General features: G+C 38.7%; 23 protein-coding genes. 8 read left to right on the top strand and 15 right to left on the bottom strand.

Going from position 1 to position 22359, the window contains the following annotated elements; genetic code table 11:
- Positions 1-3 precede the first annotated feature (3 nt).
- The 3 genes from MKY76_RS18090 to mnhG are packed head-to-tail and all read left to right on the top strand — an operon-like array spanning position 4 to position 1113.
- Positions 4-483: a Na+/H+ antiporter subunit E gene (locus MKY76_RS18090; protein WP_048394455.1), complete on the top strand. Its 480-nt coding sequence runs from the start codon at positions 4-6 to the stop codon at positions 481-483.
- A complete protein-coding gene (locus MKY76_RS18095) occupies positions 480-761 on the top strand; it encodes a Na(+)/H(+) antiporter subunit F1 (protein WP_004228375.1) in 282 nt (93 codons plus the stop codon). The genes MKY76_RS18090 and MKY76_RS18095 overlap by 4 nt, the downstream gene beginning before the upstream one ends.
- Positions 745-1113: a monovalent cation/H(+) antiporter subunit G gene (gene mnhG, locus MKY76_RS18100; protein WP_004228373.1), complete on the top strand. Its 369-nt coding sequence runs from the start codon at positions 745-747 to the stop codon at positions 1111-1113. The genes MKY76_RS18095 and mnhG overlap by 17 nt, the downstream gene beginning before the upstream one ends.
- A gap of 44 nt (positions 1114-1157) precedes the next feature.
- On the opposite strand, the gene cysC is transcribed toward mnhG, so the two are convergent.
- The 4 genes from cysC to MKY76_RS18120 form a co-directional block, all read right to left on the bottom strand.
- A complete protein-coding gene (gene cysC / locus MKY76_RS18105) occupies positions 1158-1751 on the bottom strand; it encodes an adenylyl-sulfate kinase (RefSeq protein ID WP_048394453.1) in 594 nt (197 codons plus the stop codon).
- Positions 1748-2887, bottom strand: coding sequence for a sulfate adenylyltransferase (gene sat / locus MKY76_RS18110; protein WP_313870395.1), 1140 nt, complete (start codon positions 2885-2887; stop codon positions 1748-1750). The genes cysC and sat overlap by 4 nt, the downstream gene beginning before the upstream one ends.
- Positions 2888-2957: 70 nt before the next feature.
- A complete protein-coding gene (locus tag MKY76_RS18115) occupies positions 2958-4022 on the bottom strand; it encodes an inorganic phosphate transporter (RefSeq protein ID WP_048394449.1) in 1065 nt (354 codons plus the stop codon).
- A 12-nt stretch (positions 4023-4034) separates the two neighbouring features.
- The gene (locus MKY76_RS18120) at positions 4035-4736 is read right to left on the bottom strand and encodes a phosphoadenylyl-sulfate reductase (RefSeq protein WP_342556921.1); all 702 of its coding nucleotides are present in this window, start codon (positions 4734-4736) and stop codon (positions 4035-4037) included.
- Between the two features lie 462 nt (positions 4737-5198).
- Between MKY76_RS18120 and MKY76_RS18125 the strand changes: the two genes are divergently transcribed.
- From MKY76_RS18125 to MKY76_RS18140, 4 genes are read left to right on the top strand one after another with little or no spacing between them, the layout of a single operon-like run.
- Positions 5199-6251 (top strand): sulfate ABC transporter substrate-binding protein, encoded by a 1053-nt coding sequence (locus tag MKY76_RS18125; protein ID WP_066038180.1) that lies wholly within the window; start codon positions 5199-5201, stop codon positions 6249-6251.
- 11 nt (positions 6252-6262) lie between these two features.
- A complete protein-coding gene (gene cysT / locus MKY76_RS18130) occupies positions 6263-7096 on the top strand; it encodes a sulfate ABC transporter permease subunit CysT (RefSeq protein WP_048394444.1) in 834 nt (277 codons plus the stop codon).
- Positions 7097-7106: 10 nt separating this feature from the next.
- A complete protein-coding gene (cysW, locus tag MKY76_RS18135; protein WP_066038181.1) occupies positions 7107-7982 on the top strand; it encodes a sulfate ABC transporter permease subunit CysW in 876 nt (291 codons plus the stop codon).
- A gap of 15 nt (positions 7983-7997) precedes the next feature.
- On the top strand, positions 7998-9068 hold the full coding sequence (locus MKY76_RS18140; protein WP_066038182.1) for a sulfate/molybdate ABC transporter ATP-binding protein: 1071 nt from the start codon (positions 7998-8000) through the stop codon (positions 9066-9068).
- A 43-nt stretch (positions 9069-9111) separates the two neighbouring features.
- Here MKY76_RS18140 and cysI read toward each other — a convergent pair whose 3' ends face one another.
- From cysI to MKY76_RS18175, 7 genes are all read right to left on the bottom strand, one after another.
- Positions 9112-10827, bottom strand: a complete 1716-nt coding sequence (gene cysI / locus MKY76_RS18145; protein WP_066038183.1) for an assimilatory sulfite reductase (NADPH) hemoprotein subunit — start codon at positions 10825-10827, stop codon at positions 9112-9114.
- 123 nt (positions 10828-10950) lie between these two features.
- Positions 10951-12744 carry an assimilatory sulfite reductase (NADPH) flavoprotein subunit gene (locus MKY76_RS18150; RefSeq protein ID WP_103118716.1) on the bottom strand — a complete coding sequence of 598 codons (1794 nt, stop codon included), beginning with the start codon at positions 12742-12744 and terminating at the stop codon, positions 10951-10953.
- Positions 12745-12787: 43 nt separating this feature from the next.
- Complete coding sequence (locus MKY76_RS18155; RefSeq protein ID WP_004228347.1) at positions 12788-12937, bottom strand: YezD family protein; 150 nt, start codon at positions 12935-12937, stop codon at positions 12788-12790.
- Positions 12937-13677 carry a sirohydrochlorin chelatase gene (locus MKY76_RS18160; RefSeq protein WP_112116472.1) on the bottom strand — a complete coding sequence of 247 codons (741 nt, stop codon included), beginning with the start codon at positions 13675-13677 and terminating at the stop codon, positions 12937-12939. The genes MKY76_RS18155 and MKY76_RS18160 overlap by 1 nt, the downstream gene beginning before the upstream one ends.
- Positions 13678-13689: 12 nt before the next feature.
- Positions 13690-14463: a uroporphyrinogen-III C-methyltransferase gene (gene cobA / locus MKY76_RS18165; RefSeq protein WP_342556922.1), complete on the bottom strand. Its 774-nt coding sequence runs from the start codon at positions 14461-14463 to the stop codon at positions 13690-13692.
- 352 nt (positions 14464-14815) lie between these two features.
- Positions 14816-15019 (bottom strand): hypothetical protein, encoded by a 204-nt coding sequence (locus MKY76_RS18170; protein WP_016991509.1) that lies wholly within the window; start codon positions 15017-15019, stop codon positions 14816-14818.
- Positions 15020-15154: 135 nt separating this feature from the next.
- A complete protein-coding gene (locus MKY76_RS18175) occupies positions 15155-16663 on the bottom strand; it encodes a leucyl aminopeptidase (RefSeq protein ID WP_257962020.1) in 1509 nt (502 codons plus the stop codon).
- Positions 16664-16786: 123 nt separating this feature from the next.
- On the opposite strand from MKY76_RS18175, the gene MKY76_RS18180 reads away from it, so the two are divergent.
- Positions 16787-17269, top strand: a complete 483-nt coding sequence (locus MKY76_RS18180) for a divergent PAP2 family protein (RefSeq protein WP_048394429.1) — start codon at positions 16787-16789, stop codon at positions 17267-17269.
- Positions 17270-17358: 89 nt separating this feature from the next.
- Here MKY76_RS18180 and MKY76_RS18185 read toward each other — a convergent pair whose 3' ends face one another.
- The 4 genes from MKY76_RS18185 to MKY76_RS18200 form a co-directional block, all read right to left on the bottom strand.
- Positions 17359-17688 (bottom strand): YuiB family protein, encoded by a 330-nt coding sequence (locus MKY76_RS18185; RefSeq protein ID WP_004228336.1) that lies wholly within the window; start codon positions 17686-17688, stop codon positions 17359-17361.
- A 234-nt stretch (positions 17689-17922) separates the two neighbouring features.
- On the bottom strand, positions 17923-19716 hold the full coding sequence (locus MKY76_RS18190) for a carbon starvation protein A (RefSeq protein WP_004228334.1): 1794 nt from the start codon (positions 19714-19716) through the stop codon (positions 17923-17925).
- Between the two features lie 117 nt (positions 19717-19833).
- Positions 19834-20577, bottom strand: coding sequence for a LytTR family DNA-binding domain-containing protein (locus tag MKY76_RS18195; protein ID WP_054549438.1), 744 nt, complete (start codon positions 20575-20577; stop codon positions 19834-19836).
- Between the two features lie 6 nt (positions 20578-20583).
- Positions 20584-22335, bottom strand: coding sequence for a sensor histidine kinase (locus MKY76_RS18200; RefSeq protein WP_257962018.1), 1752 nt, complete (start codon positions 22333-22335; stop codon positions 20584-20586).
- Positions 22336-22359: the final 24 nt, after the last annotated feature.

Below are 22359 nucleotides of genomic sequence, written 5' to 3' on the forward strand. Positions count from 1 at the left end.
ACTATGGCATTTCAAATGATTTTAAATTTTGTACTTGCCTTTGTCTGGATGTTCCTTTCCTCTAATTACACAGCAACTGGTTTTATCATAGGATTCATGATGGGGATACTTTTACTTATTCTCATGCGGAGGTTTTTCAAGTCCCGTCTTTATGTCTATCGATTATGGGCCCTGCTAAAATTAACGTTGTTGTTCTTTAAAGAATTAATTTTAGCAAATGTTCAAGTGTTAAAAGTAGTGTTGAAGCCTAAACTGGACATGCAACCAGCCTTTTTTGCTTATCCAACTGTTTTAACACAAGACTGGGAAATTACGTTATTATCAAGTCTTATTACTTTAACGCCAGGAACAGTTGTAGTGCATGTTTCGGATGATGCGAAAACTTTGTATGTACATGCAATTGATATTAACGATGTGGATGAAGCCATTGCTTCCATTCGAGATTCATTTGAAAAAGCGATTTTGGAGGTGAGTAAATCATGACAACATTTATTATTGCTGTAATCGTAGTGATTTGCTTATCTATGATAGCGGTCATTTATCGAATGGTAAAAGGTCCTTCCGCATCCGATCGTGTTGTAGCTTTGGATTCACTTGGTGTTTCACTCATTTCCCTAATCGGACTATTTTCAATTTTAGTGGAAACAAGCTTCTTTCTTGAAATCATTTTATTGCTAGCAATTTTATCGTTTATCGGTACGATGGCTTTCTCTAAATTCATAGAGAAAGGAGATATCATCAAACGTGACAATTCTCGCTAATAGTTTAGTTATCTTTTTCATTACTGTTGGAGTACTCTTTATTGTCGTGACAGCTATTGGACTTGTCCGCTTACCTGATTTGTATACACGTGCACATGCCGCGTCAAAAAGTGCAACACTTGGCGTCATGTGTGTACTAATTGGTGTATTCTTTCACTTTTGGCTCATTGAAGATCATTTCAACCCTCGTATTTTATTGGGGATACTCTTCCTCTTTATTACTGGTCCTGTTGGCGGACACATTATGACACGTTCTTCCTATATTGCTGGTGTTAAGCCTTGGAAAGGTACCGTACGTGATGAACTAGGTCCTGAAATTGACAGAATGAAAAAGGAACAAGGTGTAAAATAAACGTAAAAATCTGCCCGATTACTAAATCGAGCAGATTTTTTTAGTTAAATATATCCCTTGGCAGTTAAAATATTTGTCAGTTGCTCCACACATTCTTCAATGGAATGCTGTTCTGTATCCAAAATAACTTCTGGGTTAATCGGTTCTTCATATGGAGCGCTAATCCCTGTAAAATTAGCAATTTCAGCATTCCTTGCTTTTTTATACAAACCTTTAGGATCTCTTTTTTCACATGTTTCTACTGAACACTTTACAAAGACCTCTAAAAATTCACCATCCTCTACAAGTTCACGGACTACCTGACGATCTTCTCGATAAGGTGAAATAAAAGCCGTTAGCACAATTTGACCGCTCTCTATAAATAACTTTGAGACTTCACCTATTCGACGAATATTTTCTTTGCGCCCTGCCTCATCGAATCCTAAGTCACTATTTAAGCCATGACGCACATTATCACCATCTAATACGAAGGCTTGATTGCTCCTTTCAAATAATCGACGGGCAAATGCATTAGCCACTGATGATTTCCCTGAAGCAGATAAACCCGTAAACCATAAAATAAAGCTTTGATGTTTATTTTTTGAACGGCGTTCTTCTTTTGTAATGGAGGCTTCATGCCAAACAATGTTTGAACTCATTTCACTACCTCCTTACTCATGCCTTTAATTAAAATGTCTACGACTTCTTTACGACTGAATGTACTTGGTGGTACTTCTCCATTTCGTAGCATCTCACGTACCTTCGTTCCTGATAGAATGACATGGGCAGAGCTATCATGTGGACACGTCTTTGTCGTCGCCATGCCTTCACATTGCTGGCAATAAAAGCTATGCTCAAATTTCAGTGGGACAATTCCTAATTCATCTTCAGTAAACTGTTCAAAAATCTTTTGTGCATCATATGTGCCATAATAATCACCAACACCTGCATGATCACGACCAACAATAAAATGAGTACAGCCATAATTTTTTCTAACAAGTGCATGAAAAATAGCTTCCTTTGGTCCTGCATATCGCATAGCGGCTGGGAAAATACCTAATTGTACACGACTTTCAGGATAATAGTTTTCTAATAAAACCTCATAGCTCTCCATACGTATAGCAGCTGACACATCATCTGACTTTGTTTCTCCAACAAGTGGATTTAGAAATAACCCATCAATCGTTTCAAGTGCTGCCTTTTGAATATATTCATGCGCCCTATGGACTGGATTACGTGTTTGGAAGCCAACAATAGTTTTCCATCCCTTGTCAGCAAATAATTGTCGCGTTTCTATTGGGTCAAATGAATAAGCAGGGAACTTTTGTGTAAGACGTTTAATTAACGTAATTTTCCCTCCAACATAAATGGCAGGACGATCAAAAAGCTTTTGAACGCCCGGATGTGCTAAATCCTCTGTTCCATAGACAAGTAAAGCCTCTTTTCGTTTATTCGGCTCATAAATATCTGCTACTTCAATAACGCCATATACTTCATCACCATAAACCAGCTTCACCTCGTCACCAGGCTGTAAAATGGACGCTTTCTCTTTTGTAACAGGTAATGTAATCGGAATACTCCATACTACACCTGATGCTAAACGACTTTGTGCCACGACTGACTCATAGTCTACTTGTGTTAAAAAACCTTCAATTGGGCTATACCCTCCTATAGCAATTAGCTCTAAATCACTCAACGAAATCGCATCCAACTCAATTTCCTTATGAATAGTTGTGATTTCTTTTTCCGGATTAAATGCTTGCACAAGTAGTCCACCATGTGGTTGTAGACTCATAAAAATATCCTCCTAATTCTAGTTAAATACTAAGTTTTGTAGTCAAAAGATAGTGATGATATGATTCAATTTAAATGCCTTCCCCTGCATCATAGATAGACTGCTCTTCTTCACGCATCGTACGCATCAGACTAATGACCCCTAGCGTCCCAACAATAATGCTGCCATTTAAAATAATGGCATAAAGGTCTTTTTCTAAAAATAACTGCACTAAAAAATAAGAAATGACTAATGAAAAGATGGGTGATACAACCCAAATACGTATAATTTTTTTCACAATATGCTTATGGAAGATTTGCTTTCCGTTTTTCGCCATCCCCATCCCAATGATGGATGAAGAAGTGACTTGTGTTAAGGGTACTGGAAGCCCAAAAATTGAACTTACGCCAACAAGCAATGCACCTGTACTTGAAATGAGAATGCCCTCTGCCTTTTGAAAGCGCACTATTTTTTTACCGTTTGTTTCAAGCACTCGTTTACCAAGTAGCAGAGCACCTATTGCGACAAATGCACCGCCAAGCACAATGCCCGTTGTCACATCCATCATTCCTGCTCCCACCAACGGTCCAACTGCATTGGCAACATTATTCATCCCCGCTGAAAATGCTTCGAAAAATCCTGCTAAAACGAGAAGAACAGTTAAAATTGGCCGATCTTTCAGCAACCCTGTGTTTTGTAACTTATATAATAACTTTCCACATACAAGAGCAATGACAAAGGCAACAAGCGGTACAATCACCCAAAATGATATAATGACAAGCAGCGAATTGACGAATAATACTTTATAGGCAATTCCTACACCCACGACAGCACCCACTGTTACTTCACTCGTTGATAAGGGAATGCCTAAAAGATTGGCGAAAAATAACGAGCTTGTCGCAGAAATCAAGATAATGATGACAACCTTTACCGTAATATATTCCTGGGGCATAATGCCTGAGCTTATCGTTTTGACTACTTCTCCTCCGCCTAATACAGCTCCACTGTAGACGCCTATCGCGCATAAAAGCAATGCTTGCCAAGCTTTTTTGATGGCACCTGCCCCATAAGCAACACCCATTGAGGCTGCTGCACCGCTTGCTCCTATGTTCATCGCAAAAAATAAACTAATAGCTATTGCAAAATATTCAAGCATGGCAGAACTCCTTTATTCATGTAACCCGCACTCGGTTTTACCAGAACCTTGCCATCTACCTGAACGTAAATCCTCCATTGTAAATGCTGGTTTCGTACAATGCTCACAACCGATGCTTGGATAGCCTTGATCGTGTAACGGATTATATGGCAAACTGTGCTTTGAAACATAGCGCCAGACATCCTTCCAAGTCCAATGAATCAATGGACAAACTTTAATCGATTTAAATTTATCGTCACGATTTAAAAAGTTTGTTTGTTGACGTGTTGGTGATTGCTCACGGCGTAAGCCTGATATCCAAGCCTTTTTACCTGATAAGGCTTCGTGTAAAGGTTTTATCTTACGAATATCACAGCACTTATTTGGGTTAGACTTCCATAGTTCTTCACCATGTTGTGTAGCTTGTTGCTCAAGTGTAAGGGCTGGCTTTTTCATGACAATGTTAAGTTGTGGATATTTTTCTTTGATTTTATGAATGGTTTCATATGTTTCTTTAAAGTGTACATCTGTATCTAAAAAAACAATCGTAGCGTTAGGCTTTACCTTTGAAATGAGATCAATTAAGACAATGCCCTCAATACCAAAGCTACATGCATAGACGATTTCATCTCCATATTCTTGATAGCTCCACTGTAAAACCTCTAGTGCAGCCTTATACATATCATCAACCTGAAAATCAATGATCGGTTCTTGCCAATTTTCGTAAGTTAACATCGAATCCCCCTCATAGCAAAAAAGGCGTTCTAACAAAAGACATAGGAAAAACAGGTCTTTGTTAAAACGCCTCTAGTTTGACTAGCCAGCTCTATATTTAATGATTGTTCACTAGTAGTTGTTACCTCGTACTACAATCATTCTTCTTATTACCAAATATATACTAAAGTACACCAAGCAGTCAACTAGGTTTTTTAAATATCTTTTCCATACACCCATTTTTTTTGCTCTTTGCTGCATATGATGAGTGGTATCTAAGGACACTTTTATTAATTTTCAAAATAAATAATCTTTTTTATAATTCCTTGTTGACTAATAGGAAATATATGTTTAATGTATTACTAAAGCTTTGACCTAAAAAAACGCTGATCAGAGGATCTGAAGGCCATCTACCCAATGTTGTCATGTCATTGTGGGTGATGGCTTTTTGCATTCTTAAGACAGAAAAGGGGCGGATTAACTATGAAAAAAAAGAGCTATGTTCTACAATCCTTGGCATTATTAACTATTCTAACGCTTAGTTTAACTGGCTGTGGAAGTGCTAACTCAGATGAAAAAGCAAGCGATCAGGAAGACAAGAAGTCTGTAGAGCTACTAAATGTTTCCTATGATCCAACACGGGAGCTTTACGATGAGTTCAACAAAGATTTTATAAAAAAATGGAAGGCTGATACTGGCCAAGACGTCACAATCAATCAATCACATGGTGGATCTGGCAAACAGGGGCGTGCAGTTATTGATGGTCTTGAAGCCGACGTTGTGACACTCGCACTCGCTTACGATATTGATGAAATTGCTCAAACTCGTGAGCTGCTGAATAAAGATTGGCAAACCGAATTTGATCTTAATTCGACTCCCTATACATCTACAATTGTTTTTTTAGTTCGCAAGGGCAATCCAAAAAACATACAAGATTGGGATGATTTGATTCAAGATGATGTATCTGTCATAACGCCTAATCCCAAAACATCTGGAGGTGCACGGTGGAACTACTTAGCTGCTTGGGCTTATGCCGGAAAGTTATATAACAATGATGAGACAAAAATAAAAGAATTTATGAAATCACTTTACAGCAATGTAGAAGTACTTGATTCTGGCGCTCGTGGAGCTACAACAACATTCGTAGAACGTAAAATAGGAGATGTCTTAATTGCGTGGGAAAATGAAGCATACCTCTCTCTCAATGAATTAGGTAAGGATGAATTTGAAATCATCACGCCTTCTTTAAGTATTTTAGCAGAGCCACCAGTTGCAGTTGTAGACAAAATCGTAGATAAAAAGGGGACACGTGAAGTCGCTGAAGCTTACTTACAGCATTTATATAGTGATACAGGGCAAGAAATTGCGGCGAAAAATTATTATCGACCACGTAGTGAAACGATTCTAGCAAAGTATAAAGATCAATTCCCTCAGCTTGAACTTGTTTCCATCGATGATTTTGGTGGTTGGTCACAAGCACAAGCAACCCATTTTAAAGATGGTGGTACCTTTGATGAAATATACGTACCTCAATAAGGAGCGTTTTGATGAGCAGTTTAATCATTCCTAAAAAATCGCGTCGAATTATTCCAGGCTTTCATTTATCTCTTGGTTATACAATGCTTTACGTAAGTTTACTAGTGTTACTACCACTTTCCATGATTTTCATTCATACCATGTCCTTAAGCTGGTCAGCATTTATAGATATCATTACAGATCCCCGTGCTGTTGCTTCCTACAAAGTGAGCTTCAGCACTGCACTGATTGCAGGCTTACTAAATGTTTTTTTCGGTACAACTATTGCATGGGTTCTCGTTCGCTATCAATTTCCCTTTAAACGAATCATTGATGGGCTTGTAGACTTACCTTTTGCATTGCCTACTGCTGTCGCTGGAATTGCTTTAACATCTCTTTATGCGCCAAATGGTTGGATTGGTCAATTTTTTGATTTTAAAATTGCCTTTACACCTCTTGGCATCATTATTGCTTTAACCTTTATCGGGCTACCCTTTGTTGTACGAACGGTCCAGCCCGTTTTACAAAATATCAGTGCTGAGGTGGAGGAAGCTTCGGCAAGCCTTGGAGCCAATCGTTTACAAACCTTCCGTAAAGTCATCTTACCAGAGCTAGTACCAGCTATTTTAACTGGCTTTTCCTTGGCCTTTGCGCGCGCTTTAGGTGAATATGGCTCGGTTGTTTTTATTGCAGGAAATATGCCGATGAAAACGGAAATTACGCCGTTAATTATTATGACAAAGCTTGAGCAATATGATTATGCGGGGGCAACTGCCATAGCTGTTGTCATGCTTGTGACATCCTTTATTTTGTTGTTCACCATTAACTTGATACAATGGCTAGCCAATCGTCGGTTTGTACATTAGGAGGTACTATATGGAACAATCAACTTTTATTCAGCAGGCTAGTACAGGAAAAAGGAAAGCAGCTACACAGACTGCTGCCTTACAGGAGCCTCGTATTATTCGCTATACGTTAATATTTATTGCCTTAGCTTTTTTAGCTTTCTTTATCGTACTACCTTTAGTATCTATTTTTATTACAGCCTTTCAAAAAGGATCCGATGTTTACTTTACTGCGATTACACATCCAGATGCATTAGCTGCTATTAAGCTTACATTAATCGTCGTAGCCATTACTGTACCCCTCAATGCGATCTTTGGCGTAATGGCTGCCTGGGCACTTACAAAGTTTAATTTTAAGGGGAAAAATCTATTACTTACTATGGTAGATTTACCTTTTGCAGTTTCACCTGTTATCGCAGGTTTAGTGTTTATTTTATTGTTTGGCTCACAGGGACTATTTGGTGAATGGTTGTTTGCACATGATATTAAAATTGTTTTTGCACTACCTGGCATTGTCCTTGCCACAATTTTCGTCACATTACCCTTTGTTGCACGTGAATTAATACCGCTGATGCAAACCCAAGGTATATCTGAGGAAGAAGCGTCCATTTCATTGGGGGCAAGTGGCTTTAAAACCTTTTGGTATGTCACATTACCCAATATTAAATGGGGACTATTCTATGGTTTGATTTTATGTAATGCACGAGCCATCGGAGAATTCGGGGCTGTGTCTGTGGTATCTGGTCATATTCGTGGCATGACAAATACGATGCCCCTTCATATTGAAATTCTCTATAATGAATATCAATTTGCAGCAGCCTTTGCAGTTGCTTCCTTAATGAGCGTAATGGCCATCTTTACATTAATTGTGAAAGACATTATTGCTTGGAAATCAAAATCTAGTTAAAAGGAGATGGTCTCAATGAGTATACAAATTCAAAACGTATCCAAAAAATATGGGTCCTTTCAGGCACTAGAGGATATATCCGTACATATTCAGTCTGGGGAGCTAGTAGCACTACTTGGCCCTTCTGGATCAGGAAAAACCTCATTATTACGTGTGATTGCTGGGCTTGAAACAACGGATGTCGGCAATATTTTATTTGATGGTCAATCCATCACAGATCGTCATCCAAAGGAACGCAATGTGGGCTTTGTCTTTCAACATTATGCGCTTTTTCGCCATATGACGGTCTTTGACAATGTTGCTTATGGCCTGAAGGTACGTCCTCGAAAAAGCAGACCTTCAAAACAACAAATCAAAGATAAAGTGATGGAATTATTGCAACTTGTGAAGCTTGAAAATTTCTCAGATCGATATCCAACACAGCTCTCAGGTGGGCAACGACAACGTGTCGCACTGGCAAGAGCGCTTGCTGTAGAGCCAAAGGTACTGTTACTAGATGAACCATTTGGAGCTCTCGATGCAAAAGTACGCAAGGAGTTACGTCGCTGGCTTCGAAAGTTACATGATGAATTTCATATTACAAGTATTTTTGTGACACATGACCAAGAGGAAGCTCTCGATGTTGCAGATCGCATTGTGGTCATGAATAATGGCAAAATCGAGCAAATTGGTAGTCCAGATGAGGTCTATACAAACCCCAAAAGTCCGTTTGTCTATGACTTCTTGGGCAATGTTAATCTATTTAAAGGTCGCTTACATAATGGTAAGCTCATGCAGGGTGAAGTTGCACTTGATGTACCTGATGCCCTAACACATTCAGAGGACAATGCGATAGGCTATGTACGTCCACATGATATTCAGATTGAGAAAACAAGTATTTCAGGTACAGTTCCTGTTAAAATCAGCCACATTCATTTACTAGGACCTATCGTTCAAATTGAACTACGCCGTGAGGATCTTGATGAATTTTTAGAAGCGGAGTTATCAAAAGAACAATTTCATCTTCTTCAACTGAAGGTGGGCGATCAGGTATTTGTAAAGCCGAAACAATTAAAGGTATTTATTCCTGAGGATTATTCTATATAAAAAACCATGTAGCAAATTTTTCTTTGCTACATGGTTTTTATTTTTAATGAAATTCTCTTCCATCATAGACAGCTGTGACATACCCAGCACGAATGACAAAGTCTCCAAAATGTTCGCCCTCTAAACGTTCCTTTGAAAAATGTAGAAGAATTGGTCGTAGCTCTGCTAAAATTTCCTCCTCACCAATATTTTCACGATAGATTTTATTTAAGCGATTGCCTGTAAAACTTGCACCAAGGTACATATTGTATTTACCTGGCCCTTTGCCAATAAAGCCGATTTCACCCATTGCTGCACGTGAACAGCCATTTGGACAACCAGACATGCGAATAACAATTTCTGTTTCATTTAAGCCAGCCTCATCAATAATGGCATCAATTTTTGTTATAAGAGAAGGTAAATAGCGTTCTGCTTCTGCCATGGCTAAGCCACATGTCGGTAATGAGACACAGGCAATGGAATTGCGGCGTAAGGCAGAATAATGCGCACCGTCTGTTAGCTTGTATTGTTTAATAAGCGTATTTATTTGTTTCTTTTTCTGGGGTGTTACATTGCTAATCATTAGGTTTTGGTTCGGTGTTAAACGAAAATCACCCGTGTGCACCTTAGCTATTTCACGTAAGCCAGTTAACAACTGATAATCCTCAAAGTCTTTTATACGGCCATTTTGAATAAATAACGTATAATGCCAATGACCATCTGCCCCTTTAATCCAGCCAAATTCATCACCTGTACGCTCAAAAGTATAAGGACGAGCCTGCTGAATTTCCCAGCCTAGACGACGCGTTAATTCTTCTTGGAACCATTCAAGTCCTCTCGCATCAATCGTGTATTTAAATCGTGCATTTTTACGGACAGAGCGATTCCCATAATCACGCTGTATCGTTATTATTTTTTCTGCTGTTTCTAATAATTTATCTGGCGTTATAAAGCCAATTTCACGAGCAAGCTGTGGATAGGTTTCATGATCACCATGTGTCATGCCCATGCCTCCACCAACCGCTACGTTAAAACCAACAAGCTGATTGTCTTCAACGATGGCAATCAGTCCGATATCTTGTGAAAAAACATCTACATCATTACTTGGTGGAATCGCAATACCAATTTTAAATTTACGCGGCAAATATTGAGCTCCATAAATCGGTTCAATTTCTACATCCTGACTATCTACTACCTTTTCTCCATCTAACCATAATTCATGATAAGCGCGTGTTCTCGGCAGTAAATGCTCACTTAGTTTTGCAGACCAATTATAAACCTCTTCATGTAATGCAGACTGGTTTGGATTGACATTACACATCACATTACGGTTCACATCTCCACATGCAGCAAGAGAATCCAATAACACCTCATTGATTTCCTGCATATATTTTTTAACATTCCATTTTAAAATGCCATGTACTTGAAATGCTTGGCGTGTTGTTAATTTTAAAGAGCCATTGCCATACTTTCTAGCCATTTCATCCATCACAAGCCATTGCGCTGGGGTAGCTGCTCCACCTGGTGTTCGTACACGTACCATAAATTGATAGGCCGGTTCCAGCTTTTGTTTCTGACGTTCATTCCGAAGATCTCGATCGTCCTGTAAGTAACTGCCATGAAATTTCATAAGGCGATTATCGTCCTCTGGGATACCAGAGCTTAATGGATTATTCATGGTACGTTCGAGTGTTCCACGTAGGTAATTACTTTCGGTTTTAATACGCTCTACATCACTTGGTTTCCCGGGCTGTGGAGGTAACACTATTTTTTCAGTCATTCTTTATCGCTCCTTTAATCCATTACACCTCAGCGTATTGGGCATACCTGAGGGTTTACTTGCTAACAAAGAGATCAACTCATTAATAAGGGAAGGTTTTTGAGAAATTTATGTTGAACTCCATTAATAAACGTCACGTTGGTAGCGTTTTTGCTGTTTTAATTCATTCACATAGGCTTTTGCGTCCTCTGGTGTTTTCTGTCCTTGCTGCTCAATAATTTGATGAATGGTTGCATCCACATCAGATGCCATTGATTTTTCGTCACCACATACATAAATGACAGCCCCCTGCTCCAGCCACTCATAAAAACTTGCGGCATTTTCTTGCAATTTATGTTGAACATAGATTTTTTGGTCTGTATCACGTGAAAAGGCTACATGCATGTGACTTAATGTGCCAGCAGCTAGCCAACGTTGCCAATCCGTTTGATAGAGGAAATCCGTAACAAAATGCTGATCACCAAAGATGAGCCATGCTTTCCCCTCAATCCCTAACTCTTCTCGCTCCTCTAGAAAAGCTCGATATGGTGCAACACCTGTGCCTGCACCAATCATAATAATTGGCGTTTCATTATTCTCTGGCAATCTGAAATTCGGATTTTTATGAACATAGATTGGTAATGTATCACCTATTTGTATTCGTTCTGCCACACTTCCAGAGCAAACACCAAGACGTTGTCTACCTGCTGTTTCATAGCTTACCTTGCCAATCGTTAAATGAACTTCTTCGCTATTGGCCTTTTGGCTACTAGCAATAGAATAAAGTCGAGCTGGAATTTTACGCAGTAACTCTACAAATTGCTGTGCACTCCAAGTAAATGGTGTAAATTCCTCTACTAGGTCGAGCAAGTCTCTTCCTTTTGCATAGTCCTTCCAGGCTTTTGGTTCTTCAAATAGCTTAGAAAATTCTTTATGCTCTGTATAAGCAGCAATTTTTTCGAGTAACGGTTTAGATAACACCGTAATTTCTAATTTTTTCTGTAGTGCTTCTTTTATTGTTATTGTTTCATCAAAAACAGTCACTTCTGTCTCCGAATCAAATTGAAGTGCTGTCAGCAATGCATTGACTAATTGTTCATCATTCTCTGGCAGAATGCCAATGCTATCGCCAGGTTCAAAATGAAAATTAGCTCCCTCAATCGATAATTCAAGATGACGCGTCTCTTTATTGGAGCCACGACCATTTAGATTTATATTTTCAAGTACTTCAGCGTAAAATGGATTTTTTCTTGAATATGTAGATTCTTCAAGTACTTGCGCCCCTTCGGTGTGTGCTGAAGTAGACGTTGCTGAAGTTGTATGCTGAAGAAATTCCTGTTGAACCGCGGAGAACCACTGTGCAGCTGCGTCATCATAATCTACATCGCAATCTATACGAGGAACAATTCTTGTTGCACCTAATTGCGCAAATCGCTCATCGAAGTCCTTACCTGTCTTACAAAAAAATTCATAGGAGCTATCCCCTAAAGCAAGAACCGAATATTGTAGGTGTTCTAATTTAGGCGCCCGCTTGCTATGCAAAAATTCATAGAATTGTATCGCTTGATCTGGTGGATCTCCCTCTCCATGTGTACTCACAATAAGTAATAGATTGGTGATCTTTTTTAAATTACTAGCTTTAAATTTCCCTAATGATGAGACAGTTACATCTACCTGCTGCTCTTTTAAAGCTGCTGCATACTTTTCAGCTAATCCTTGACTATTGCCTGTTTGGGAACCATATAAAATTGTTATTGTTTTGGTAATCGGCTGGGCTGCTGGTGGTGCCTGTTCAACAATTGCTTCAAGAGTTGCTTGGGGAGCACTTAGGTAACCGTTTAGCCAAAATTTTTGTTCAATTGTTAATTTAGGGAGAAGCTCGTTTAATAACTTCACCTGCTCTTCATTAAATGGACTGTTTATTACTTGTAATTTCAATCTTTGCCACCTCACGAATCATCTTCATTTCATATTTTTTAATTTATCGAAGCCTTATTTTTTCCTTTTTCTCAATCTGAACCACATAGGAATTTTGAACAATCAATGTAATTGATCCGTGGTTCACAGTATTTAACATTTGGCGGACATTATCTAATGCTAGATTTACATTTTCAGTTCTTTTATCTACCATTACGAAACACCTTCCTCTTTAAAATGTAGTAATTCATCAATACGTTCCACTAATACTTTTTTCACATTGTCGTCATAGCCTAAGCTTTCACATAACATAATGTTTTGACTGTCAAAGCCTTGTAATCGCTTGGCAATACTTTGTCTTAAAATGCCTGTAAATAATAAATAAGGGACAATAAAAACTTGCTGTTGCTTCCCTTTAACTTGCAGTAACCAGTCTTCAAAGGTTGGTCCCATTCCGTATAAGAAGCATGTATCAACGGCTTTATAGTGATATTTAGTACGTAGCCTTTTGGCAATTTTGGCTAAATCCCTCTTGACGGCTGGATCACTACTCCCACGTCCTATGAGTAAAACACTCGCATTGCTGTTAGGTTGCTGTTTTTCTATTATCCTAGCTTGTAATGTGTCAATTAATCGTTCATGAATGCCAAGAGGCTCACCATATGTAAACTTTACATATGGGTATAGTTTTTGAGCTTTTGCCATTTCTTTCGGAATATCATGCTTTGCGTGTTGAGCAGCTAGTAGGAGAATAGGCATTACGGCAATCGCTGTTGCCCCTTTCCGAATACAGCTAGCAATGCCTTCTGCAATGGTTGGTGTTGCCAGCTCTAGAAAGCATATTTCCTGAATAGGTACTGTCACTTCTTGTTGTACACCTTGAAGAAAGTTTACGGCCTGCTCTACACCTTCCTTGACACGACTGCCATGTGCAATATATAAAATAGCCTGCATAATCCCACAACCTTATCCCGTTATTTGGATTGGCTGTGCGGGGTTTTGCTCAAACCAATGAATGGTATCTCTTAAGGTCACAACCTTCCCTACTAATATGATGCTAGGGTTATGAATATTTTCTGTACGCACAATTTCCTCAATTGTAGCTAAAGTCCCCGTAACAGTTCTTTGCTTAGTAGAAACTGTTCCCCAGTGAATAACAGCCACAGGCGTTTTTTCATCACGGCCAAATTTGAGTAATTGTTGACGGATATACGGAAGATTACCAACACCCATATAAATGGCAATCGTATCAATTCCTTTTGCAAGACTTTCCCAACGGATAGCATCTTCTTTTCCATCCTGCATATGCCCAGTAACCATAGCAAAACTTGAACCTAAGTTACGATGTGTGACAGGAATACCTGCATATGCTGGAGCTGCTATACCTGACGTAATACCAGGCACAATTTCAAAGGGAATTTGATGCTTCGCTAACACATCTGCCTCCTCTGCCCCTCTACCAAAAACAAATGGGTCTCCTCCTTTTAATCTTGTGACAACATATCCTTGTTGGGCATAATCAACAAGCGTTTGGTTGATTTGCTCCTGAATCATGGCATGTTGCTGAGGCAATTTCCCGCAAAAGATTAATTTAGCGTCTTTCTTGGCATAGGCTAATAGCTCTTTATTAATGAGTCTGTCATATAAAATGACATCTGCACATTCAATGCAACGTAATCCTTTAATCGTAAGGAGGTCAACATCTCCAGGACCTGCACCAACAATATAAACTTTCCCCATTTCATCTCACTCCTTCTGTCAATTACGCCTCGTTGTCATGGCATTTCAGATTGATTAAACTTACTAATAAGGGTCCTCGATTTTCTAAACCTGACACTTTGCTTTCGGTACAAAAACCTTTACTAAATTAAGATAAAGAAAAAAGGCTAATATTATCCTTAGACACAAAAATGCCTATGAATAATAAAAGCCTCTAGTTTGCTAGTCAGCCACATATTTAATTCTTAGTAATATAATAAGAATAATAAATAATTTAGTATATTCTGTCAACACTAAATTTGATACTTCGTTAGGCACAATAAAAACCAGTTGTCGATATCAAGATCGACAACTGGCTGATCTAATTATGTGCTTACCATGGTCTACGATATCGCGGACCTGGTCGAAAATATGGACCTGGTGGATATGGTCGATAGTTTGGATAATATGGATTGTAAGGATATTGATTAAATTGAGAGCCAAGGAAACTGCCTAAAAAACCACCAAAAAACGGTGCGCCAAATGGCCAAATAAAGCCTCCAAATCCTCCGCCTGGATAACCTCCGAAATTGCGCATATGCTACCTCCCCTTTTTACTCTATCGTATGAAGGAAGATACATCTATCATATGTAGAATGCCTATTCTATCGGGATTAGTGCATAAATCACAAAAAATCAGCGAGAATAAACTCCCGCTGATTGACATGCTTTATTATTTTTCTTCCCCTAAACGTTGGACAAAATTCGCGAGTGTACGGACCATAACACCAGTACCACCCTTTGGTCCTAAATCATGTACAGCTACTGCATCAGATGTGCCTGCTATATCCAGGTGAATCCATGGTGTATCACCAACAAATTCGCCCACAAAACCGCCGCCGAAAATCATATGACCATCACGACCAGGTGAATTATTTAAATCAGCTACATCTGATTTTCGAATTCGTTTTTTATCATTTTCTGTTAAAGGCATACGCCAAACAAATTCGTCGGTCTCTTTTGCAGCTTCCATAAATGCTTCAAAAAATGCATCATCATTTGCAAGAGCACCTGTTTTATCCATACCTAGTGCAGTAATAACGCCTCCAGTTAAAGTAGCAACATCAATCAGTGATGTAGCCCCTTGCTGTTTAGCATATGTAGTTGCATCTGCCAGAACTAAACGCCCTTCAGCATCCGTATTTAATACTTCTACCGTTTTTCCGCTGTACGTCGTAATCACATCATCTGGTTTAAACGCTGTATCAGACACCATATTATCTGTAGAACCGATAACGGCTACAACATTTTTATTTGGACGTAATTCACCGATAATTTTCATCGCACCAAGTACAGCAGCGGCACCGCCCATATCACCTTTCATACCAACCATAGAGTCCTTTGGTTTTAAAGAATAGCCGCCTGTATCATACGTTACACCCTTACCAACAAGGCCAATTGGATCTTCAAAATCTTCAGTCGCTTTATATTTTAAGGTAATTAATCGTGGTTCTTCATAAGAGCCTTGGTTAACACATAATATACCACCCATACCTAGTTCCTCTAATTGTGCTTTATCTAATATCTCTACTTCAAAATCGTATTCCACAGCAAGAGATTGTGCATAGTTAGCTAAATCCGTAGCTGTTAGTAGGTTTGGAGGTAAATTAATTAAGCTACGAGCTTCATTGACAGCATCTGCATAAATCACACCTACCTCAAAGCTTGCTACCACTTCATCTAAATCCTCTGCTGTAGTCACAAGGTGAACAGCATCAATACGTTTATCTACTTCGTTTGAAGTTGTTTTATAATGTGGGACAGCATAATAGCCAAGGCCAATTCCTTCACCCGCTAAAAATGCTACATCTGCTGTTGAAATTGACTCTGTTGTAAATGATTCAAGCCAGATGGAATACTCTTTTACTTTTAAAGATCTTAATTCTTTTCCCACTAAACCAAATGCTGTGCGAATATCACCTTCTGTGAGGTTTTTACGCTCATCTAAACCTACAAATACAATGCGTTTCAGGTTGGCATGGTCTTTCACAAATGGTAATTTCGTTAGTTTCTTTAATTCAGTTGAGACGTCTCCTGCACTAATCCATGTATCAAGGGCTTCACCGTAAAAAGATGAAAAGCTTGCCCAGTCCTGCATTTGTTCACGATGTTTTGTGACTCCTACCACTAATAGTTCAGTAGAAATCGTATCAAATGTTTTTGCTTCTTTTACAATATGCATGTAAATTCCTCCATTCCATATACTATTATAACGAAGTTTCTGAAAAGCGCGTAATATTTGCCTATATCTTCTTTTAGAAAATAATGAATGTTATAATAAAAGCAATTATTTGCGAAGGTTGTGATGAAATTGAGTTTACTCCACAATACCCCATTACTAATTGCCCTCTTTGCGGTTCTCTTTGCACAGTTTGTTAAAATCCCCATTCATTTTTTAATGACCAGACAAGTAAAATGGGGACTTTTTACCTCAACAGGTGGAATGCCTAGTTCTCACTCTGCTTCTGTCACTGGATTGGCAACCTCAATTGCCTATGAGACGGGTTTGGAATCCCCCATTTTTGCGGTAGCCGCAATGTTTTCCATTATCGTGATGTATGATGCTAGTGGTGTTCGTTACCAAGCAGGTCAGCATGCAGCCATTTTAAATCAACTGCGTAAGGATTTCCAAACATTGCTTCATGATTTAAAAAAATGGCCACAGATGGACGGACAAGAAAAAATGGAGGAATTAAAAACATTATTAGGCCATAAACGAAGTGAAGTATTTTTTGGGGCTCTAACGGGTATTTTTATCGCCATCATAGCCTACGAGTTTTTCATCTAACAGACATCAACACATCCTCTAGAGGAGGCTGTGTTTTTTTGTATAAAAAAAGTATTCTTTCTTCAATTGAAGAAAGAATACTAAGCACGTTAGAACATTCGATAGCCACTTTTACGTAAATAAATCATCACGATACCAGCCACAATAGAACCCGCAAAGCCACCTGATAAAATAGCAATATCCACAAACTGAAGTGCCTGTAATTTATCAATTAATGCTGGGAATGCAGAGCCTGGCTTAAAAATATAATCTAAGAAGCTTACTTCATCTACAATAAAGATGACAACAATTGGATACACAATTGCCATTAACCATGTCATCCGTAACAGCATATTTAACAAGAATCCGATACCAAAGAACATGACGAAAAATAACAAAATAGAAATGATTAACTGCACTAATGAAACTGGACCATCCATGTATGTATAACCTCCGTTTTCCTCTCATTAGTTTACATGATTACGACACCGCTTTCAATGAACATATCCTTGTTTTCGCTTGTTCGTCATATTTAGGAAAATCATCAATCGATCATCTATGGTTGATCTTTGAATTTAGGGGTATATGCTTCTTCCGCGGGTATTTGCTTCTCCTTCGTCGTAGATGCAAAAACTATTGAAGACAAATGCTTATCTTCAATAGTTTCTATGATTTTATGAAGTTGATTGAGCTACTAAAAACTTTGGTGATTTCCAAAGCTGTGCCCATTTTTTAAATGCTGTCAGCACAATTAAGAAGCCAAGCATTAACATGATAACAGATAAAATCCCATTTAACATATTAAAGCCTGCAGCGGCTGGATTCCAGTATACATTTTTAATCATCCAATAGCCTGCAACGTTGACCGTAATGTATAAATAAGCCAATGGGATAAAGCATGTCAATGCATAGATGCGTTTATCTGCGACCTTCAATACCATCGTCACTCCACATACTAGACCAATGGCTGCCATTAGCTGATTGGATACACCAAATAATACCCAGATTGAGCTTATATCCCCTGAATACAATAAATAGCCCCACATAAAGCAGGCAAGTGCACTAGCAAAAATTGTACCTGGTACCCAATTGGTACGCTTCAGTGGTTTATAAACATTGCCACCAAAATCTTGTATTAAATAACGAGCTACCCTTGTTCCAGCATCAATGGCTGTAAGAATGAAAACCGCCTCAAACATAATGACAAATTGATAGAAGTACGAAGATAACTCTGCGAACCAAGGAATACCTGTAAAGATATCTGTCATACCAACTGCTAGCGTTACAGCACCTCCTGTTCGTCCTTCCAAGTCCATGCCGATACTTTGAGACAATGCTTGTAGATGAACCGGCTCCATTCCTAATGTAGCAAATACAGCTGGTGCTGAGTTAATCGCAAAATAGTCGGCTGGATGAAGAGCAGTAGCTGCGATTAAAGCCATCACACCTACTAGTGACTCTACTAACATAGCACCAAAGCCTACAATACGAATGTCCTCCCAACGATCAATCATCTTAGGTGTTGTTCCTGAGCCTACAAAAGCATGGAAGCCAGAAATGGCACCACAGGCAATTGTAATAGAAACAAACGGCCACACAGGACCGGCAATTACTGGTCCACCACCATGAATAAACTCTGTCAATGGTGGGAATTGAATAGCAGGATTAACAAAGAAAACGCCAATAATTAGTGCAATAAATACCCCAATCTTCATGAAACTACTTAAATAATCACGAGGTGCTAATAAAAGCCACACAGGTAATGCAGCGGCAAAAAAGGCATAGATTGGTAAGATGATAGCTAATGTATCCCGATCAAATGTTAAAAAATCACCGAATGCTGTGCCTTGAATAAGCGGTCCGATAAATACCCCAATCATTAATAAAATAAAGCCTATAGTAGATGTAACAATTAAATTGCCTGTTTTACGATAGGCAATACCCACAAGCATGGCGATTGGTATCGTAATACCTACAGCAAACGTTCCCCATGGATTGCGCTCTAAAGCACCTAACACCACCATCGAGAGACCTGCCATTGTAATCGTAATAATGAATAGCATCGCAAGGCCTGTACAGAAACCTGCGATAGGGCCTAACTCCTCCTTCATCACTTCCGATAGGGATTTACCACCATGACGCATGGAAGCAAATAAAACAACAGCATCATGAACTGCCCCACCAATTACTGCTCCGATTAATAGCCATAGAAGTCCAGGCAAATACCCAAATTGTGCAGCTAGGATTGGTCCAACTAAAGGTCCTGCTGCTGCAATCGCTGCAAAATGATGCCCAAAGGTTACCCACTTATTCGTCGGAACATAGTCTTTACCATCTTCCAAAGCGTGGGCTGGGGTGGGCGTATCATCTTTTATTTTAAGTACCTTCTTTGTAAAGAAAATGCCATACAAACGATAGCTGATCATCAAAATACAAATAGACCCTATCACTATTGTAATCGCATTCATGCAAACACCCCTTTTACTTTTTCCACATCATAGCAAAGGAATGTCCATATTATTCGTAAAATAACTGAAATGTCAGAAATTAAAGTTGAAAGGTAGTAGTTGTCCGTTGAAATGCAACTACTTCGATAGGTCAAAAATTTTCCGTACATCCTTCATATATAGCCTACTTACTGGAATGGAATGTCTGTTATGCACAATTAAATTAAATTTAGAACTACTCCAAGGCTCTAATTCCACAATATGCTCTAAATTGACAATATACGCGCGATGGACACGTACAAAGCCTTTTAAGGTAAGTCTTTTTTCTAACGCGGCCAATGATTCAGAAGCAAAAAAACGCCCCTGCTCTGTCACAACAACCGTTTTACTATCCTCAGAGGTACAATACAAAATATCCTGTATTTTCAATAATAAAATTCGATCGTTTACATAAACTGTTAACTTATCGAGCTTGTCCAACTGAGATGCCTTTAACTCCTCCATTGTTTTTGCTTGCGCAGCTCTTTTTTTAGCTAACAGTTTTTCGACAGCTGTTTGTACCCTTTCTGCCTCAAAGGGTTTCAATATATAATCAAATGCATTGACTTCAAATGCCTGCAAAGCATAGTCATCGTAGGCTGTAGCAAAAATAATTTCAGGTCTCTGTGCATTCAGTAATAATTGTTTAGCTAAGTCAAGTCCATTGTTCATGCCTAATTCAATATCTAGAAATATACAATCGACTTCTTCAAGCTGTGACGCTTTGCACAACTCCTCAAGATTTTCAGATTCACCACAAACATTCACTAATGCTGTTTGCTCTAATAAATATCGCAGTTCCGCGCGTGCTAAGGGTTCATCATCCACAATATATACATTCAAATTTTTCTACTCCCATCTAGTCGCCTTTAACGGCAGTTGAATCATAATTTTTGTGCCCACATCTAACGTACTTGTTATATGAAAATCCGCTTCAGAACCATAAATTTCATGGATCCTCTGATAAATATTCCAAAGAGCGGTTCCTGTCCCCTGTTCGGATTGCATTATACGCTTGCCAAGTTGTTTTACCTGCTCCTTCCTCATACCACAGCCGTTATCTTCCGTTAACAGGACCAGCTTATCATTCACACGTTGTACTTTGACATAGATTTTGCCTTCATTACGATTTTTAAAGGCATGATAAATAGCATTCTCGACAAGAGGCTGTAAGGTAAATGGAGGAATTTGCACATCAAAGAGTGTTTCATCCATGATAAATTCAACTTCGTAACGATTTGGAAACCGTGTTTGCTCAATAGATAAATAAGCTTCAACATGATCTATTTCATTTTTCAATGGAATGAGCATTTGCCGTGCGCCCTGCAAATTGCTTCTAAAAAATGTACTAAGCTTGATTAATAATGCTCTTGCCTCATCTGCATCTGTCCGAATCAAGCTTGAAATAGTATTCAGACTATTAAAGAAGAAATGTGGATGAACTTGTGCTTGTAATGCCTTGATTTCAGCATCCTTTAATAATTTACGCTGTTGCTCAATTTCAGCATATTCAAGCTGAGAGGAAAATAGTCTACTCAAACCCTCTGCTAGCTCCTTCTTCACCCCTGTCAAAGAATCCGCTTTAGTGAAATAAAGCTTTAAGCTTCCAACTGTTCGATGCTGTACCTTCAAGGGCAAGACAATGGCAGCACTTAATGGGCAGCTAGTGTGTGGACATTGAATTTCCTTTTGAGATGTAGCCATTAAAATTTTGCCTTCCTCTAATACTCGTTTTGTCAAAGCTGTCATGATTTCTCGATGAATTAAATGATGATCCTCACCAACGCCAACATGTGCTAACACCCCATTTTTATCGGTAATAGCGACCGCATCTACTTTTATTTCTCTTTTAATAATTTCTGCAACCGTTTGGCATGATTCTTCATTCAAGCCCTTACGAAAATGCTCAATTGTTTGTTGGGCAATTGAAAAAGCTTGATGGGTTTGTAATGCCTTTGTTCGCTCCTCTTCATCAATAAACGTTTTAATAATCATGAAAAATAAAAATATCCCAAAGGCATTCATTAAAATCATCGGCATTGCAATTAATGAGACTAACTGCAAGGCCTGCTCAAATGGCTTCGCGACTACTAAAATCACCAGCATTTGAATCGTTTCTGCACAGATGCCGATAATGACTGCTTTCTTATAGGAAAAAGTTTGACGTATTTTAAAGCGTTTACTTAAACCACCTGTAATAAAGCCAGCTAGAATCGTTGAAACACCGCAGGCTATTGCTGTAAAACCACCAAGTGTAATTCGGTGAATACCTGCAATAATTCCTACACATACACCAACAAGTGGTCCACCAAAAATTCCTGCAATGGCGACACCAATTAATCTCGTATTAGCAATGGCCTCCTCCGCATTGATCGTACTATGTATCATCTGATTTAAAGGATGGATTGTCCCACTTTCAATTTTAATCCCTGTATAACTGCTGATAATACATAGGCTACTAAAGATAATAATGAGCCATATTTTTTCTTTCGTTCCTTGCTCCTGAAACAGCTTTTCTCGAAAGAGTCGCCATCTTGACATTAAAAAGGCAAACACAATGATCAGCCCAACTCGCTCTAACATAAATAAAAACAGCTCCATCAAAGGTCACCTCCTAAAAGTCAT

It is taken from the genome of Lysinibacillus sp. FSL P4-0201, from assembly GCF_038593425.1.
Classification (GTDB): Bacteria; Bacillota; Bacilli; order Bacillales_A; family Planococcaceae; genus Lysinibacillus; species Lysinibacillus capsici.

Bases quoted from the DNA above. Each gene is read 5' to 3' on its own strand.
- MKY76_RS18185 (WP_004228336.1), bottom strand. From the start codon at position 17,688: ATGGATGGTCCAGTTTCATTAGTGCAGTTAATCATTTCTATTTTGTTA.
- MKY76_RS18170 (WP_016991509.1), bottom strand. From the start codon at position 15,019: ATGCGCAATTTCGGAGGTTATCCAGGCGGAGGATTTGGAGGCTTTATT.
- cobA (WP_342556922.1), bottom strand. From the start codon at position 14,463: ATGGGGAAAGTTTATATTGTTGGTGCAGGTCCTGGAGATGTTGACCTC.
- MKY76_RS18175 (WP_257962020.1), bottom strand. From the start codon at position 16,663: ATGCATATTGTAAAAGAAGCAAAAACATTTGATACGATTTCTACTGAA.
- MKY76_RS18090 (WP_048394455.1), top strand. From the start codon at position 4: ATGGCATTTCAAATGATTTTAAATTTTGTACTTGCCTTTGTCTGGATG.
- cysW (WP_066038181.1), top strand. From the start codon at position 7,107: ATGGAACAATCAACTTTTATTCAGCAGGCTAGTACAGGAAAAAGGAAA.
- MKY76_RS18095 (WP_004228375.1), top strand. From the start codon at position 480: ATGACAACATTTATTATTGCTGTAATCGTAGTGATTTGCTTATCTATG.
- MKY76_RS18125 (WP_066038180.1), top strand. From the start codon at position 5,199: ATGAAAAAAAAGAGCTATGTTCTACAATCCTTGGCATTATTAACTATT.
- MKY76_RS18115 (WP_048394449.1), bottom strand. From the start codon at position 4,022: ATGCTTGAATATTTTGCAATAGCTATTAGTTTATTTTTTGCGATGAAC.
- sat (WP_313870395.1), bottom strand. From the start codon at position 2,887: ATGAGTCTACAACCACATGGTGGACTACTTGTGCAAGCATTTAATCCG.
- MKY76_RS18190 (WP_004228334.1), bottom strand. From the start codon at position 19,716: ATGAATGCGATTACAATAGTGATAGGGTCTATTTGTATTTTGATGATC.
- cysT (WP_048394444.1), top strand. From the start codon at position 6,263: ATGAGCAGTTTAATCATTCCTAAAAAATCGCGTCGAATTATTCCAGGC.
- MKY76_RS18160 (WP_112116472.1), bottom strand. From the start codon at position 13,677: ATGCAGGCTATTTTATATATTGCACATGGCAGTCGTGTCAAGGAAGGT.
- MKY76_RS18155 (WP_004228347.1), bottom strand. From the start codon at position 12,937: ATGGTAGATAAAAGAACTGAAAATGTAAATCTAGCATTAGATAATGTC.
- MKY76_RS18180 (WP_048394429.1), top strand. From the start codon at position 16,787: ATGAAATTGAGTTTACTCCACAATACCCCATTACTAATTGCCCTCTTT.
- MKY76_RS18120 (WP_342556921.1), bottom strand. From the start codon at position 4,736: ATGTTAACTTACGAAAATTGGCAAGAACCGATCATTGATTTTCAGGTT.
- MKY76_RS18140 (WP_066038182.1), top strand. From the start codon at position 7,998: ATGAGTATACAAATTCAAAACGTATCCAAAAAATATGGGTCCTTTCAG.
- cysC (WP_048394453.1), bottom strand. From the start codon at position 1,751: ATGAGTTCAAACATTGTTTGGCATGAAGCCTCCATTACAAAAGAAGAA.
- MKY76_RS18200 (WP_257962018.1), bottom strand. From the start codon at position 22,335: ATGGAGCTGTTTTTATTTATGTTAGAGCGAGTTGGGCTGATCATTGTG.
- cysI (WP_066038183.1), bottom strand. From the start codon at position 10,827: ATGACTGAAAAAATAGTGTTACCTCCACAGCCCGGGAAACCAAGTGAT.